Origin of the sequence: Streptosporangium sp. NPDC006930, assembly GCF_040635605.1 — a bacterium.
Lineage (GTDB): Bacteria > Actinomycetota > Actinomycetes > Streptosporangiales > Streptosporangiaceae > Streptosporangium.
The window spans coordinates 353,756-367,874 of sequence record NZ_JBEYID010000003.1 but is presented as its reverse complement, the minus strand read 5'-3'; the positions used below and the strand labels follow the sequence as shown (position 1 = coordinate 367,874).

13 protein-coding genes are annotated in these 14,119 nt (G+C 70.2%); 3 read left to right on the top strand and 10 right to left on the bottom strand.

Going from position 1 to position 14,119, the window contains the following annotated elements; translation table 11 throughout:
* Positions 1-66: 66 nt before the first annotated feature.
* The 8 genes from ABZ664_RS08015 to ABZ664_RS07980 all read right to left on the bottom strand — a co-directional run bounded on the left by ABZ664_RS08015 (position 67) and on the right by ABZ664_RS07980 (position 8,776).
* On the bottom strand, positions 67-1,452 hold the full coding sequence (locus tag ABZ664_RS08015; protein WP_362504749.1) for an MFS transporter: 1,386 nt from the start codon (positions 1,450-1,452) through the stop codon (positions 67-69).
* Positions 1,449-2,213 carry a zinc metalloprotease gene (locus ABZ664_RS08010; protein WP_362504746.1) on the bottom strand — a complete coding sequence of 255 codons (765 nt, stop codon included), beginning with the start codon at positions 2,211-2,213 and terminating at the stop codon, positions 1,449-1,451. Before ABZ664_RS08010 ends, ABZ664_RS08015 begins: the two co-directional genes overlap by 4 nt.
* Positions 2,214-2,456: 243 nt before the next feature.
* Entirely contained in the window at positions 2,457-2,708 is a 252-nt protein-coding gene (locus ABZ664_RS08005) for a DUF3039 domain-containing protein (RefSeq protein WP_362504743.1), read from the bottom strand.
* Positions 2,709-2,879: 171 nt separating this feature from the next.
* Positions 2,880-3,458, bottom strand: coding sequence for a YqgE/AlgH family protein (locus ABZ664_RS08000; RefSeq protein ID WP_329091052.1), 579 nt, complete (start codon positions 3,456-3,458; stop codon positions 2,880-2,882).
* A 186-nt stretch (positions 3,459-3,644) separates the two neighbouring features.
* A complete protein-coding gene (locus ABZ664_RS07995) occupies positions 3,645-5,057 on the bottom strand; it encodes an NAD-dependent malic enzyme (RefSeq protein ID WP_362505123.1) in 1,413 nt (470 codons plus the stop codon).
* Between the two features lie 177 nt (positions 5,058-5,234).
* Positions 5,235-6,173, bottom strand: coding sequence for a tetratricopeptide repeat protein (locus ABZ664_RS07990; RefSeq protein ID WP_362504740.1), 939 nt, complete (start codon positions 6,171-6,173; stop codon positions 5,235-5,237).
* Positions 6,174-6,219: 46 nt separating this feature from the next.
* Complete coding sequence (locus tag ABZ664_RS07985) at positions 6,220-7,887, bottom strand: methylmalonyl-CoA mutase family protein (RefSeq protein ID WP_362504737.1); 1,668 nt, start codon at positions 7,885-7,887, stop codon at positions 6,220-6,222.
* Positions 7,888-8,242: 355 nt separating this feature from the next.
* Positions 8,243-8,776: a MarR family transcriptional regulator gene (locus ABZ664_RS07980; protein ID WP_362504734.1), complete on the bottom strand. Its 534-nt coding sequence runs from the start codon at positions 8,774-8,776 to the stop codon at positions 8,243-8,245.
* Between the two features lie 291 nt (positions 8,777-9,067).
* Between ABZ664_RS07980 and ABZ664_RS07975 the strand changes: the two genes are divergently transcribed.
* Together ABZ664_RS07975 and ABZ664_RS07970 are read left to right on the top strand one after the other, a co-directional pair.
* Positions 9,068-10,483 carry a hypothetical protein gene (locus tag ABZ664_RS07975; RefSeq protein ID WP_362504731.1) on the top strand — a complete coding sequence of 472 codons (1,416 nt, stop codon included), beginning with the start codon at positions 9,068-9,070 and terminating at the stop codon, positions 10,481-10,483.
* A 55-nt stretch (positions 10,484-10,538) separates the two neighbouring features.
* Positions 10,539-11,216 (top strand): DUF4230 domain-containing protein, encoded by a 678-nt coding sequence (locus ABZ664_RS07970; RefSeq protein ID WP_362504728.1) that lies wholly within the window; start codon positions 10,539-10,541, stop codon positions 11,214-11,216.
* 132 nt (positions 11,217-11,348) lie between these two features.
* On the opposite strand, the gene meaB is transcribed toward ABZ664_RS07970, so the two are convergent.
* On the bottom strand, positions 11,349-12,293 hold the full coding sequence (meaB, locus tag ABZ664_RS07965) for a methylmalonyl Co-A mutase-associated GTPase MeaB (protein ID WP_362504726.1): 945 nt from the start codon (positions 12,291-12,293) through the stop codon (positions 11,349-11,351).
* Positions 12,290-13,477 (bottom strand): acetyl-CoA C-acetyltransferase, encoded by a 1,188-nt coding sequence (locus ABZ664_RS07960; RefSeq protein ID WP_362504723.1) that lies wholly within the window; start codon positions 13,475-13,477, stop codon positions 12,290-12,292. Before ABZ664_RS07960 ends, meaB begins: the two co-directional genes overlap by 4 nt.
* An 83-nt stretch (positions 13,478-13,560) precedes the next feature.
* Between ABZ664_RS07960 and mce the strand changes: the two genes are divergently transcribed.
* Complete coding sequence (gene mce, locus ABZ664_RS07955) at positions 13,561-14,022, top strand: methylmalonyl-CoA epimerase (protein ID WP_362504720.1); 462 nt, start codon at positions 13,561-13,563, stop codon at positions 14,020-14,022.
* The last annotated feature ends 97 nt before the right edge of the window (positions 14,023-14,119 follow it).

Here is a 14,119-nt window from a genome sequence, read left to right as displayed (position 1 = left end):
TCCTACCACGCATCGGGGGGCGTGACCCGGCTATGGGTGATCGCTGTTACGGGAGTGACCAATGAGTCATGAGATGTCCCTCATACGCCGGGCGACGACGACCCCGAAGAGCCCGATGGAGGCCATGAGGGCGACGATCGTGGTGTAGCCGGTGGCGATGTCGTCGTGGCCGATCAGGTTGACCAGGACTCCGCCGAAGCCGATGGTGATCGCGCTGCCCAGGGTGTCGACGACCTGGAGGGCGGCGGAGTTGGCGCCCTGCTCGGCGTCGGGCGACTGACGCATCGCGGTGACGTTGACGCTGGTCACGCCGATGCCCATGCCGAATCCCGCGATGACCCAGGCGGGCACGGTGACCCAGCCGCTGACCCCGGGCACGAGCGCGAGCAGGGTCGTCAGGATGCCCACGGTGATCGCGACGGCGCCGATCCGCACCAGCAGCGGCCTGTCGTACGAGCGGCGGGTCTGCAGGTAGGAGCCGGTGGTCCAGCCTATGGCGCCGAGGGTGAGCGCGACCCCCGCCCCGGCGACGGAGAAGCCGTGCACCTCGGTAAGGAGCAGCGGGATGAAGGCGTTGACCCCGAAGAACGCCGAGGCGAGCACCCCGCGCATCATGACCGTGGTGGGCAGGCCGCGGCCGAACCTGAGGGCACGGGGAGGCAGCAATCTCGGCAGGCCCGTGGCGAGGAGGGCGAGCCCCGCGGCGGTGGCGATCCCGCCCGATATCGGGGCCTCGTGGAGACGGCCCACCCCGTACAGCAGGATCCCGCCGCCGCACGCGGTGGCGGTGGCGGCCAGGGTCATCGCCAAAGGCCTGGAGCGGGGTCCGAAGGAGGGCGCGGGCATCGGGCCGCCGACGCGCAGGGCGGGCAGGAGCATCACGAGAGCGGGGACGACCAGCGGCACGATGCCGTAGAAGACCCATCTCCATCCCGCGGTCTCGGCGATGATCCCGGTGAGACCCGGCCCGATCAGGGCGGGAAGTACCCAGGCCGCCGAGAGCGCGGCGAATATCCGGGGCCTGGTCGCCGGGACGTAGACCCGCGCGATCATCACGTAGATCGCGACGACGACGGCGCCGCCACCGAGGCCCTGTACGGCCCGCGCGACGATGAACAGTTCCTTGGACGCGGCGGCTCCGGCCATGACCATACCGGCGGTGAACAGCCCCACCCCGAGCAGGAACGGCCAGGCGTGCCCCCGCCGGTCGGACCAGAGCCCGGCGACGACGTTGGCGAGCAGACCGGCGATGAGGAAGGCCGAGAAGCTCACCCCGTACAGATCGAGGGCGTCGAGGTCCGCGGAGACGGCGGGCATGACCGTGCTCACGGACATGCCCTCGAAGGCGATCAGCGTGACGACGAGCAGAATGCCCAGGGAGGCGGTCCGGTACTCGGGACCGAAAATCCGGGGGGATTCGTATGGAGCGTCGGCTGTCTTCGGTGCTGTCACCCGTCAAGGGTAGTGTTCGCCCCTCGGCCTCGGTAGACGGCCCACATCTCCTGCATCCTGACGGCCTGGCCCACGGTGAACCCGGACATGCAGCGGTCGTCGGAGTAGTCCATGAAGTTGTGGATCGGGTCGGGCCCGCCGCCCTTGCAGGTGTCCTTGACCAGGGGGCAGCCCTCGGTGGGCTGTCCCTCGGGCTCGGTGTCGGCCACGCCGTCGCCCGGCGGCTCGCAGCCCTTCTCGAAGGTGTGCAGCAGCCCGAGCCAGTGCCCGATCTCGTGGACCCCGGTGTATCCCCGGTCGAAGCTGCGCATCGCTCCGCCGGGCAGGCTCCGCCAGTCGACGACCACCCCGTCGAGGGCGGGCTCCTTGGCGTACCCGTGGGGATAGGTGGAGTAGCCGAGCACCAGCTCGCCGAGCTGGGCGAGATAGAGGTTGAGGGTCTCGGGGCCGCCCCTGCGCATCCGCTTGATCACCCGCTCGTGGGTTACGGGCTCGCGGAACCAGGTCGCGCTGACGGTACGGGTGACGCCGTCCAGCCTGAACCGGATCCCGGTGTCCGCGCCGCCGAGCCCCCCGGAGTAGGCGGCGTTGAGCGTGGCGATCTGGGCGCGTACGGCGGCGTCGGGCGCGCCGAGCCTGCCGTCGGTGAGGACGTGCACCCAGGTGGGCACGGTGATGGGGAGCGCGGGCCTGAGCGGGTTCGGCCCACGCCGCCCGCCTGCGGGCTCGGGGGACGGCGCGGGCGCGTGTCGCGGCGCCACGGAGCGGGCGGCCCACCTGGAGGGAGCGGGGGCACACCCCGGTGGCCCGGAGGCGGCGGTTGCCCGGCCGGGAACGGCGGGAACGGGAGATGAGGCTCCCACCGTGAACAGGCATGCGGAAACAACGGCGATCGCACGCCGAAACATGGACTCCCCCGACAGATCCCAGGCGCTGGACGTTCGCCGCTCTCCGGCGGCATCCCGACCGTAACCTCATCTGTGGCGATCACCCATGAGCAACACTCACTCGTTGTTGCCGTCTTCGCCCTTCGGGAGTCCCGAGTAGATCTCCTTGCACTCCGGGCAGACCGGGAACTTCTGGGGGTCGCGGTTCGGCACCCAGACCTTCCCGCAGAGCGCGCGGACCGGGGCCCCGCTCAGCGCGCTCTCCATGATCTTGTTCTTCTCGACGTAGTGGGCGAAGCGCTCGTGGTCGCCGTCGCCGTGCGACAGGTCCGGGCGGACGTCGCTCTCAGGGAGAATCTTCGTACTCACCCTCGCGATTTTATGCCCGTACCGCCGCGCCCGGGGCACCGGCGGTCGGTCGGGCGCGAAACACGACCCATCGGCGCCGGAGCGACATCCCGGGATCGGCCGCCGGCTCCGACCGCCTGGGCGGTGATCCCGATGATCGTCCGGACATGACGGCGGGTGCGGAGAGGGGGGTTAGTTCATCGAGGGGTCGTCGGGGCAGGTGGCCACGTAGGCGAGTTCGCCCCTCTGACGGCGCAGCACCGCCCGCCACAGCGACTCGGGCTCGTGGTGGAAGGTGTCGCCGGGCTCGGAGTCCACGACGTACCAGGCGCCCTCGCCGATCTCGCTCTCCAGCTGCCCCGCCGACCATCCGGCGTACCCGGCGAAGATGCGCATCTGGGCGATCTCCCCGGCGAGGATCTCCGGCGGCGCGTCGAGGTCGACGGTGCCGAGCCTGGAGACGGCCGCGGTGCCCGCGTGCAGCCGCCGCCAGCCGAGCGGTTCCTGCCCGCTCGGGACGGCGGCCAGCGCGAGGGCGCTGTCCGTCTGAACGGGACCGCCCTGGAACAGCACGGACGGGCCGGTGACCATGGTGTCCCAGGTGGGAAGCACCTGGGTCACCGAGATGTCGCTCGGTCTGTTGAGCACTACGCCCAGGGTGCCGCCGTCGAGATCGTGTTCCAGCACCAGGACCACGCTGCGCCGGAAGTTGGGATCCTCCAGCTGCGGGGTCGCCACCAGAAGCCCACCGACGTAGATCGCCTCCGCCATGCCTCCATAATGAGGGGTGAACCCCCTTTCGCGCTGCTCCACCCGCTGTTCCGATGGTTCGGACCCCGCTCAGCGTCACGTGACGCGCATGTGAGGGCACCGCGCGAGACGAGAAGGACGGCCGGAGCGGAGAGGAGGGCCTTCAGGCCTCCTCGGTCGCCCCCGCCGTGCCCATGGACCGCGCGGTCACGCCTCCGTCATGCCCGTACGTGCCCGGCCGCCGGCCGACTCGCGCACGGCCGCCGCGACGGCGCCCGACACGTCCGGGTGGAAGACGCTGGGGACGATGTAGTTGGGGCCGAGCTCCTCGGGGGTCACCACGGCGGCGAGCGCCTTGGCCGCGGCCAGCAGCATCTCCTGGCTGACCACGGTGGCCTGGGCGTCGAGCAGACCACGGAAGACACCGGGAAAGGCCAGCACGTTGTTGATCTGGTTCGGGTAGTCGGAGCGGCCGGTGGCGACCACGGCGGCATACTCGCGGGCGTCGTCGGGCGAGATCTCCGGCTCGGGGTTGGCGAGCGCGAAGACCACGGCGTCCTTGGCCATCGAGGCGATGTCGTCGCCGTTGAGGATGCCGGGCGCGGACACGCCGATGAACACGTCGGCCCCCTTGATCGCGCCGCGCAGGTCACCGGAGTAGCCCTCGATGTTGGTGTGGTCGGCGATCCACTGGAGCGAGTCGTCCAGGTCCTGGCGGCCGCGGTGCACGGCGCCCAGGTAGTCGCAGACGACCACGTTGCGGGCACCGGCCGCGAGCAGCAGGCGCAGCACCGCCGTACCGGCCGCGCCCGCCCCCGCCAGGGCGATGCGGACCTCACCCAGGTCCTTGCCGACCACGCGCAGCGCGTTGGTGAGCGCGGCCAGCACGCAGATCGCGGTGCCGTGCTGGTCGTCGTGGAAGACCGGGATGTCCAGCAGGTCGCGCAGCCGCCGCTCCACCTCGAAGCAGCGCGGGGCCGAGATGTCCTCAAGGTTGATGCCGCCGAAGCCGGGGGCGATGATCTGCACCGTGCGCACGATCTCGTCGACGTCCTGGGTGTCCAGGCAGATCGGCCAGGCGTCGATGTCGGCGAACCGCTTGAACAGCGCGGCCTTGCCCTCCATCACGGGGAGCGCGGCGGCCGGGCCGATGTTGCCCAGGCCGAGCACCGCCGAGCCGTCGGTGACGACGGCGACGGTGTTGCGCTTGATGGTGAGGCGGCGGGCGTCCTCGGGGTTGCGGGCGATCGCCATGGAGACCCGGGCGACGCCGGGCGTGTAGGCCATGGAGAGCTCGTCACGGTTGCGCAGCGGCACCTTCGACCGCATCTCGATCTTGCCGCCGAGATGCATGAGGAAGGTCCGGTCAGAGACCTTGTGGATGACGACGCCCTCGACGCCCTCCAGCTTGTCGACGATCGCCTGCGCGTGGTCGGTGTCACGCGCGGCACAGGTGACGTCGATGCGCAGCGTTTCATGTCCGGCCGTGGTCACGTCGAGCGCGGTGACCACACCTCCGGCGGACTCTACGGCGTGGGTGAGCTGGCTGACGGCGTTGCCGCCCGCGGGCACCTCCAGACGCACGGTGATGGAGTACGACACACTCGGCACGGTGGCCACAGCCAATCCGCTCCTTTGCGACTGACTTTGGTTGGGATGCCTTCCATCGTGCCATCCCATCGCGGGTGAGCGCGCCTATGTCGGCCGACCTGCACATATAGATGCGGTTACGACATACTCCACGCCGCCCGGCCCCGCCGAGGAGACGTGAGCCGGGCTCTGAGAACCGCCGATCGCTCAGAACAGGGCGCTGGCCAGGTTTCTGCGGGCCCTGCCGATGGACGGGTCGTCGCCGGGGAGCGTGTCGAACAGCCCGAGCAGGTGCACCCTGGCCGTGTCACGGTCGGCGCCCGAGGTGCGGCGCACCACGTCGACGAGCCGGTCGAAGGCCTTGTCCACCTCGCCGGAGAGCATCTCGAAGTCGGCGGCGAGGAGCTGGGCCTCGACGTCGGCGGGGTCGGCCAGGCGGCGTTGCACATCGGCGGGGTCGACGTCCTGGGTACGGCGGATCAGGCCGAGCCCGGCCAGGCCCAGTTTGGCGTCCTGGTTGTTCGGCGAGCGGGCCAGCAGCCGCTCGTACGCGGCCACCGCGCCGTCGAGGTCGCCGGCGTCGATCGCCTGCTCGGCGGCGAGCACGTCCGGGTCGACCGGGGGCTCCTGCGGCTGCGGCTCCTCACCTGCCGCGGCCTCCTCACCGGGGGGCGGGAGGTACTGGGCAAGCGCCTCCATCAGCTGCGACAGCCAGTCGCGCAGCTGCGGCTCGGTGGCGATGCCCGGGACGACGGCCACCGGCTGCCCCTGGAAGATGGCGTACAGGGCGGGCACGTTCTGCACCCGGAGCGCCTGCGCGATCTGAGGACTGAGCTCGACGTCGACCCTCGCCAGGACCCACCGGCCGGCGTTCTCCGCGGCCAGTTTCTCCAGCAGCCCGCTGTACTGCTTGGCCTGCTCGGCACGGGTGACGGTGAGCTCCAGCAGCACGAGGCCGTTCATGGAGCGTTCGACGACCTCGGTCGCGAAGTTGGCGTCGTCGACGTCGATGACCGGCGCCGGAGCACCGCCGGTTTCCTGCGCGACGGTCTCCCGCCGCGCCTGTGCCTCAAGTGCCTGCTTGCGAGCGCCGAGATCGACGGCACCGTAGAGCGATCCGGGTCGAGTGAAGTCCGCTGGGCTCATGACTCCAATCCTGCCGTATCCCGGCCGGTGCCCCGACGCGCCACCGCTAGAAGCGGGCCGGTTCGGTGTATACGCCCCATTCGTCGCGCAGCGCGTCGCAGATCTCGCCCAGCGTCGCCTCGGCCCTGGCCGCGTCGAGCATGGCGGGGATCATGTTGCCCTCCCCCCTCGCGACCTGTGTCATCGCGGCGAGGGCGGCGTCCACGGCCGCCTGGTCACGGGTGGCCCGGCGCTCGGCCAGGACGCGGTTCTGCTCGCGTTCGACCTCGTGGCTGACCCGGAGGATTTCCAGCGGCTCGTCGATGGAGGCCGTGTGACAGTTCACCCCGACGATCCTCTTCTCGCCCTTCTCCAGCTTCCGCTGGTAGTCGAAGGCCGCCTCGGCGATCTCGGACATGAACCAGCCGTCCTCGATGCCGCGCAGGATGCCCGAGGTCATCGTGCCGTCCGAGCCCATGTCCCTGATCCTCGTGAAGATCGCCTCGGCCTCGGCCTCCAGCCGGTCGGTCAGCGCCTCCACGTACCAGGACCCGCCGAGCGGGTCGGCGACGTTGACGATCTCGGTCTCCTCCATGAGCACCTGCTGGGTGCGCAGCGCGATCTCGGCCGCCTTCTCCGAGGGCAGCGCGAGGACCTCGTCGAGCGCGTTGGTGTGCAGCGAGTTGGTGCCGCCGAGCACCGCCGCGAGCGCCTCGACCGCGGTGCGCACCACGTTGTTGTACGGCTGCTGCGCGGTCAGCGACACCCCGGCCGTCTGGGTGTGGAAGCGCAGCCACTGGGCCTTGTCGGTCTTCGCGCCGTAGACGTCGCGCAGCCACCGCGCCCAGATCCGCCGGGCGGCCCTGAACTTGGCGATCTCCTCGAAGAAGTCGATGTGGGCGTCGAAGAAGAAGGACAGGCCGGGGGCGAAGACGTCGACGTCCAAACCGCGCGACAGGCCCAGCTCCACGTAGCCGAACCCGTCGGCCAGCGTGAAGGCCAGCTCCTGGGCGGCCGTGGACCCGGCCTCGCGGATGTGGTAGCCGGAGACGCTGAGCGGCTTGTACGCGGGGATCTCCGTGGCGCAGAACTCCATCAGGTCGCCGATGAGCCGCAGGTGCGGCTCGGGGGCGAACAGCCACTCCTTCTGGGCGATGTACTCCTTGAAGATGTCGGTCTGCAGGGTCCCGTTGAGCTTCCCGACGGGCACTCCCTGCCGCTCGGCCGCGACGACGTACATGCAGAAGATCGGGACGGCGGGGCCGCTGATCGTCATCGAGGTGGTGGTCTCGCCGAGCGGGATGCCGTCGAAGAGCAGGTCCATGTCCAGCGCGGAGTCGATCGCCACACCGCAGTGGCCGACCTCGCCGAGCGAGCGCGGGTCGTCGGAGTCGCGGCCCATCAGCGTCGGCATGTCGAAGGCCACGCTCAGCCCGCCACCACCCGCGCCGAGGATCATCTTGTAGCGCTCGTTGGTCTGCTTGGCGTTCCCGAACCCGGCGAACTGCCGGATGGTCCACGCCTTGCCCCGGTAACCGGTGGGGTGCAGGCCGCGCGTGAACGGATACTCCCCCGGCCAGCCGATGCGCTCCATGCGCGGATCGCCGCCCTCGGGGCCGTAGACCGGGTCCACGTCGATCCCGGAGAGGGTGCGGAACTCCGCCTCGCGCTTGCGCGCCCCGTCGAAGCGCGCCTGCCAGCGCGCCCGCCCCGCCTCGACTCGCTCAGCGTCCATGGCCGACTCCCTTGTATGGCATGTGGCTTCTTATCCGGCTTGTGGCCTCATGCAGATACTAGGACGTCCTAGTAATTCTTGGCCAGGCGTGCGACCGCCCGCCGCCGGGAACCGCCGCCGGAGACACGCAGCGTCGCCGTCAGCCCGTGAGGCCGCGCCGGGGACTGGACCAAGGAGAGGAGCCGGACAAGAACAACCTCACCGCAACGCCCCAGCGTCCCCAATCGCGGGACCACCCGTGAGGCCGCGCCGGGGACTGGACTGAGGAGAGGGAGGTCGTGAGGAACGAGCGACCTCCCTCGACGAGGGAAGGAGCCGGATAAGAGCGGCCTCACCGCGACGCGTTAGCGTCGCATCAGTACTGAAAGTCGCCGGCCGCCACCCGGAGGGTCCTGAACAGGTCGAACATCTCCTCCAGCTTCGCCTCTTCGTACATCGGCATGGCGAAGTCGGCCTCCATCAGGTCGGCCGTCGCCCGGCCGACGGTCTCGCGGCCCTCATCGGTGATCTCGGCGAGCACGCCCCGGCCGTCACGGGGATTGGGCAGGCGCCGCACCAGACCGGCACGTTCCAGACGGCTCACGGTGTTGGTCACACTCGTGGGGTGGACCATGAGACGCTCACCGATCTTGGAGAGCGGCAGCGCCCCCGTCCTGCTGAAGGTGAGCAGCACCAGCGCCTCGTACCGGGCGAAGGTCAAGTCATGCGGTTTGAGCAGCGTGTCCAGTTGCGACAGCAGGATCTGGTGCGCTCTCATGATCGATGTGACGGCGGCCATGGCCGAGGAGGGCCCGAAGTGAACGCGCCACGTTTCCGCGGCACGTTCGATGGGGTCAAACGGGAGATTCAGCTGACCTGTAACCACAGGGCTACGGTAGCGCGGCCTCATCCCGATTCGCCCGTATACGTAGAGTCACCGCACTGATGGCTTCACCAAGAACCCGGACGCCAAACGTCACGCTCCGTTATGGTTCCCACATCGAATGGTGAGGCCGTGGCCAAGTGGCCACGATGACTCAGTCCGGCCTGCGGGGGACGCGAGCCGGACCGGTGCCGAGGGGACCGGCATCCGCACATTCACGGCACGGGGGGTGCTTCATGAACGACAACTCAACGGCGTTCGAACGCCGGACAGATTTTGACCACACCGACGCGGCGTGGGCTCTCACCACGCCCACCGGTGCGTGAGCACAGGGGCGTTTCACGCGAGGAACTCCAGCAGAGCGGGTTGATGGCCGTCGCCATCCTGCTCGTGCTCGGGGTGGTCGCGGCGTGGAGCGTCCTGATTCCCGGTGTCAGCGCGTGGGAGAACATCGTCGTCGCGGTGATCGGCTCGCTCCGGCTCACCGGCCCGGTGGCGGCCGCGTTCGCCGCCTGGGTGGCGGTGCGCAGACGGCGCGGAACGCGCGGGGGGGCGATGACCCCGTGGCAGGCGGTACGGGCACCACTCGCGATCCTGGTGGTGGCGGGAGGCGCGTTCACCGCCACCGTCATGGTCCTCGCGGTCAGAACCATGATCACAGAGCAGGCCGGTCGGCTGCTGCCCAGCGGCCTGGTGATGGGGGCGGCCGGGCTCGCGCTGTACGTCGTCATCGGCTGGGTGATCGGCTGGCTGATGCCCTGGACGATCACACCGGCCCTCGCCGGGCTCGGCTGCTACAGCCTGTTCACCTGGCTGTGCCAGGGGCCTGCCTGGGGTGACCGGCTCGCCCCCGCCACGCGGGAGCCGTACGACCCGTTCCAGGGGTTGAACGCGGCGGCGTTCACCGATCAGACGCTCTGGCTGGTGGGGATCAGCTCGGCGCTGCTGCTCGGCTGGGCCGCGGTCGTGACGCGCCAGGCCCTGGTGCTGGCCGCGGCGCTGATCGCGGTGCTCGCCGCCGGGACCGGCATGGCCAGGCTGTTCACCGAGCCGCAGCCGGTCTCCGCCCAGCAGGTCGTCTACAGCTGCCAGGAATGGCCGATCATGGTGTGCGTGCACCCGGGCATGCGCGCCGGTCTCCCCGAGCTGGGCTCGGAGTTCATCAAGATCGCGTCTCGGCTGGCGGGGACGCCCGGGGAGTTCTCCCGGGTGGAACAGCATCCCAGGCGCGACAGCCCTCCCGCCTCCGCGGGCGTGATCGCGATCCACGTCGACGACCTGGCGGCCGGTTTCGCGGAGAAGGCCGCCGACGAGTTCGTCGACGGCCTGGCCGCCCGGTGCGGCTCCGGCCCCGCGTCGGGTTACCGCGACATCGTCACCGCGTGGCTGCGTGGCGAGCCGCTTCCCGGCGGGCCGCTCCCCGAGCACCGGTACGCCGCGGCCTGGTTCTCCGGCCTCACGGACGTCCAGCGGCGCGACTGGCTCCGCCTCCACTACGCCGACTTCACCGACTGCCGGCTACAAAGCACTCACTTCGGGGGCCAGGCCGGACAGACCTCCCAGACAGGGCAGAGCGGGCAGGGCGCGGGGGGCGCCTCGACCGGCCCCGAACCGCGGCCGGGCACCGTCCACCAGGCACCCGGCGTTCCCCCCGCCCCCGGAGTGATCACCCCGACCGGCCCCTGGCGAGCCCCCTTCGCGGAACGGGGCGCGTTCCCCTCTCCCCGGGGGTAGGAAGATCGGCATAGGCTCCGCGTGAGAAGGTCACCGTGCGGGGAAGGAAAGCGCCGTGAAAGCCTCCCAAGAAGCTCCGCCCGCGGCGCCCCCTGCGGCGCGCCGCGGGCGTTTCTGGCGTTTTCTCGCCGGGCTGCTCGTCGTCGTGATCCTTCTCGTCGTCGGCGCCCGCCTCGCCTGGTCGTGGCTGAACCCGTTCGGTGAGGAGACGATCGACCGCAGTCAGCCCGTGCTGCTGGAGTCCATCCACAACCTCAGCCGCTTCGAGGCCGCCACCGGCAACTTCCAGGTCGTGGTGGACCTGGAGAAGGACGCGGCCTTCCTGCCCGACGCGATCAAGGGCAGCAGGACCCTCTTCGTCGGCGCCGGCGGTGTCGACGCCTACGTCGACTTCGGCGGCATCGCCGGCAACGCCCTCACGGTCTCCCCCGACCGCACCGAGGTCACGATGAAGCTGCCCCGCGCCCAGCTGGAGAAGCCGAACATCGACAACAAGCGCTCGTACGTCTACGCCCAGCAGCGCGGCCTCTTCGACCGGGTCGAGGATCTGCTGTCCTCCTCCCCCGCCGACCAGCGGGAGCTCTACATGCTCGCCGAGAAGAAGATCGCCGAGGCCGCCCAGGCCAGCGACCTGCGCAACCGGGCCGACCAGAACACCAAGATCATGCTTGAGGGCCTGCTGAAGGGCCTCGGCTTCGAGAAGGTCACCGTCAAGTTCGCCGACGAGACCTGAGCCCCGGAGCCGTGATCTCGATCCCCTGGATCGGGCATGTGCCACGGCCGCCGGATCACGGGGTCCGAAGTCCGGGCCGCGGTCCCGCGCGTCTCGGTGACCGGTTCGGTGCCCGAGGCGCGCGGGCCTCGCTCAGCCCGTGGCGGCCAGGAGCTCGTCCGCCGCGGTGTAGGGGTCGAGCTCTGAGTCCAGGACGCGGGTGGCGAGGGCGTCGAGGCGCCGGTCGCCGTGCAGGTGGGCGAAGCGGGAGCGCAGGGTGGTGAGGGCGATCGCCTCGATCTCGTCCCTCGCCCTGGCGTGGCGGCGCCGGACGAGCTCGCCCGACGCCTCCAGATAGGCCAGGTGGTCGCCGAGGGCGTCGACCACCTCCTCGCCTCCCTCACCTCTGGAGGCCACGGTCGGTACGATCGGCGGCCTCCAGGGCCGCTCGACCAGGGCGATCATGTTGCGGAGCTCGCGGACGGTGGCCTGGGTGCCCTCGCGGTCGGCCTTGTTCACCACGAACACGTCGGCGATCTCCAGGATGCCCGCCTTCGCCGCCTGGATGCCGTCGCCCATCCCCGGGGCGAGCAACACGACGGTGGTGTCGGCGAGCGAGGCGATGTCGACCTCCGCCTGCCCGACCCCGACGGTCTCGACGAGGATGACCTCGCAACCGGCCGCCTCCAGGACGCGCAGCGCCTGGGGCGTGGCCCACGACAGCCCTCCCAGGTGGCCCCGGCTCGCCATCGACCTGATGAACACGTCCGGGTCGGTGGCGTGGTCCTGCATCCTGACCCGGTCGCCCAGCAGCGCCCCGCCGGTGAACGGTGAGGACGGGTCGACGGCGAGCACACCGACCCGCATGCCCCGCTTACGGAACGCGTGGACCAGCATCCCGGTCGAGGTGGACTTGCCGACGCCGGGAGAGCCGGTGAGCCCGATGATCCGTGCCCGGTGCGGCCGGTCGGCGCAGAGCAACTCGGTGATCTCCCGCAGCCTCGGGGAGCCGTTCTCGACCATGGAGATCAGCCGGGCCACGGCCCGCGGCCTTCCCTGCCTCGCCATCGCGACCAGGTCGGAGACCTCCGCGATCATGCCGAGGGTACGCGGATGATCAGGGCGTCGCCCTGCCCGCCGCCACCGCAGAGGCCCGCCGCCCCGAGGCCGCCGCCCCTGCGCCTGAGCTCGTGGGCGAGGGTGAGGACGATGCGTGCGCCGGAGGCGCCGATCGGGTGGCCGACGGCGATGCCGCCGCCGTTGACGTTGATCCTGTCGAGGGGAACGCCGAGTTCCCTGGCCGACTGGAGGACGACCTGCGCGAAGGCCTCGTTGATCTCCAGCAGGTCGAGGTCTCCGACCTCCAGGCCCTGCTTCGCGAGAGCGTGCCTGATCGCGTTGGCCGGCTGGGACTGGAGCGAGTTGTCGGGTCCGGCGACGTTGCCGTGGGCGCCGATCTCGGCCAGCCAGTCGAGGCCGAGCTCCTCGGCCTTGGCCTTGGACATCACGACCACCGCGCAGGCGCCGTCGGAGATCTGCGAGGCCGATCCGGCGGTGATCGTGCCGTCCTTGGTGAACGCGGGCCGCAGCCGCGACAGGGCCTCGACGGTGGTGTCCCCGCGTACCCCCTCGTCGGCGGAGAAGACCACCGGCTCGCCCTTGCGCTGCGGGATGGACACCGGCACGATCTCGTCGTCGAGCGTCCCGTTCTTGATCGCGGCGGCGGCGAGCCCGTGGGAGCGCGCGGAGTATTCGTCCTGCTCCTCGCGGGTCAGGCCGAGGCGCGCGTTGTGCCGCTCGGTGGACTCGCCCATGGCCACCTGGTCGTAGGCGTCGGTGAGGCCGTCGTAGGCCATCGAGTCGACGATGTCCGCGGAGCCGTACTTGACGCCCCTGCGCAGGCCGGGCAACAGATGCGGGGCGTTCGACATGGACTCCATGCCGCCCGCGACCACGATGTCGAACTCGCCGGCGCGAATGAGCTGGTCGGCCAGGGCGATGGCGTCCAGGCCCGAGAGACAGACCTTGTTGATCGTCAGGGACGGCACGGTCATCGGGACGCCCGCCTTGACGGCGGCCTGGCGGGAGGGGACCTGACCGGCACCCGCCTGGAGCACCTGCCCCATGATCACGTACTGCACGGCGTCGGGGGCGACGCCGGAACGCTCCAGCGCGGCCTTGATGGCGATGCCGCCGAGTTCGGCGGCCGACAGGCCGGACAGCGAACCGAGCAGCCGTCCGACGGGGGTACGAGCTCCGGCGACGATGACGGAACCAGACATAAGTGGGGCCTCCCTGACGGGACTTGGAGCGACTTTGCCACCATACCCATGAGTACTTCGGCGAGCCCATGGAGGATGGACCCATGTTCATGCGCATCGATCATGTAGGAATCGCCTGCCACGACCTTGAGGAGAAGATCGCTTTTTTCGAGCAGACCTTCGAGCTCACGGTGGTGGCCCGCGAGGTGAACATCGAGCAGGGAGTGAAGGAGGCGATGCTGCGCATCGCCGACGGCGAAGGCGGTGGATCTTATATCCAGCTTCTCGAACCGCTCGGCCCCGACACGCCGGTCGGCAAATTTCTCGCGAAGCGCGGGGAAGGTGTTCATCATGTCGCCTTCGGCGTCCCGGACGTCGTGCAGGCGATGGACAAGATCGGCGGCAAGGGGGTCCGGCTGCTCGACGAGCGACCGCGCCACGGCTCCATGGACTCTTCCATCGCCTTTCTTCACCCCAAAGACGTCGGGGGAATGCTCACCGAACTCGTACAGGCCCCGGAAAGGCAAGCCAAGGCCACACCGAATGCAAGAAACGCTGATACGTAACAAGTCGCGCATAAAGTCGGACGAGACCGCCAACTCGGCAACGGCGGAGTACGCTGGCGTACCACCGGACGTGGATCCCGCCCCGGCTCCCGCTTCG

What these genes read in the sequence shown, in the direction of transcription:
- ABZ664_RS07990 (WP_362504740.1), bottom strand. Translation starts at nt 6,173, where the DNA reads ATGAGCCCAGCGGACTTCACTCGACCCGGATCGCTCTACGGTGCCGTC.
- ABZ664_RS07980 (WP_362504734.1), bottom strand. Translation starts at nt 8,776, where the DNA reads ATGAGGCCGCGCTACCGTAGCCCTGTGGTTACAGGTCAGCTGAATCTC.
- ABZ664_RS07960 (WP_362504723.1), bottom strand. Translation starts at nt 13,477, where the DNA reads ATGTCTGGTTCCGTCATCGTCGCCGGAGCTCGTACCCCCGTCGGACGG.
- ABZ664_RS08000 (WP_329091052.1), bottom strand. Translation starts at nt 3,458, where the DNA reads ATGGCGGAGGCGATCTACGTCGGTGGGCTTCTGGTGGCGACCCCGCAG.
- ABZ664_RS07985 (WP_362504737.1), bottom strand. Translation starts at nt 7,887, where the DNA reads ATGGACGCTGAGCGAGTCGAGGCGGGGCGGGCGCGCTGGCAGGCGCGC.
- meaB (WP_362504726.1), bottom strand. Translation starts at nt 12,293, where the DNA reads ATGATCGCGGAGGTCTCCGACCTGGTCGCGATGGCGAGGCAGGGAAGG.
- mce (WP_362504720.1), top strand. Translation starts at nt 13,561, where the DNA reads ATGTTCATGCGCATCGATCATGTAGGAATCGCCTGCCACGACCTTGAG.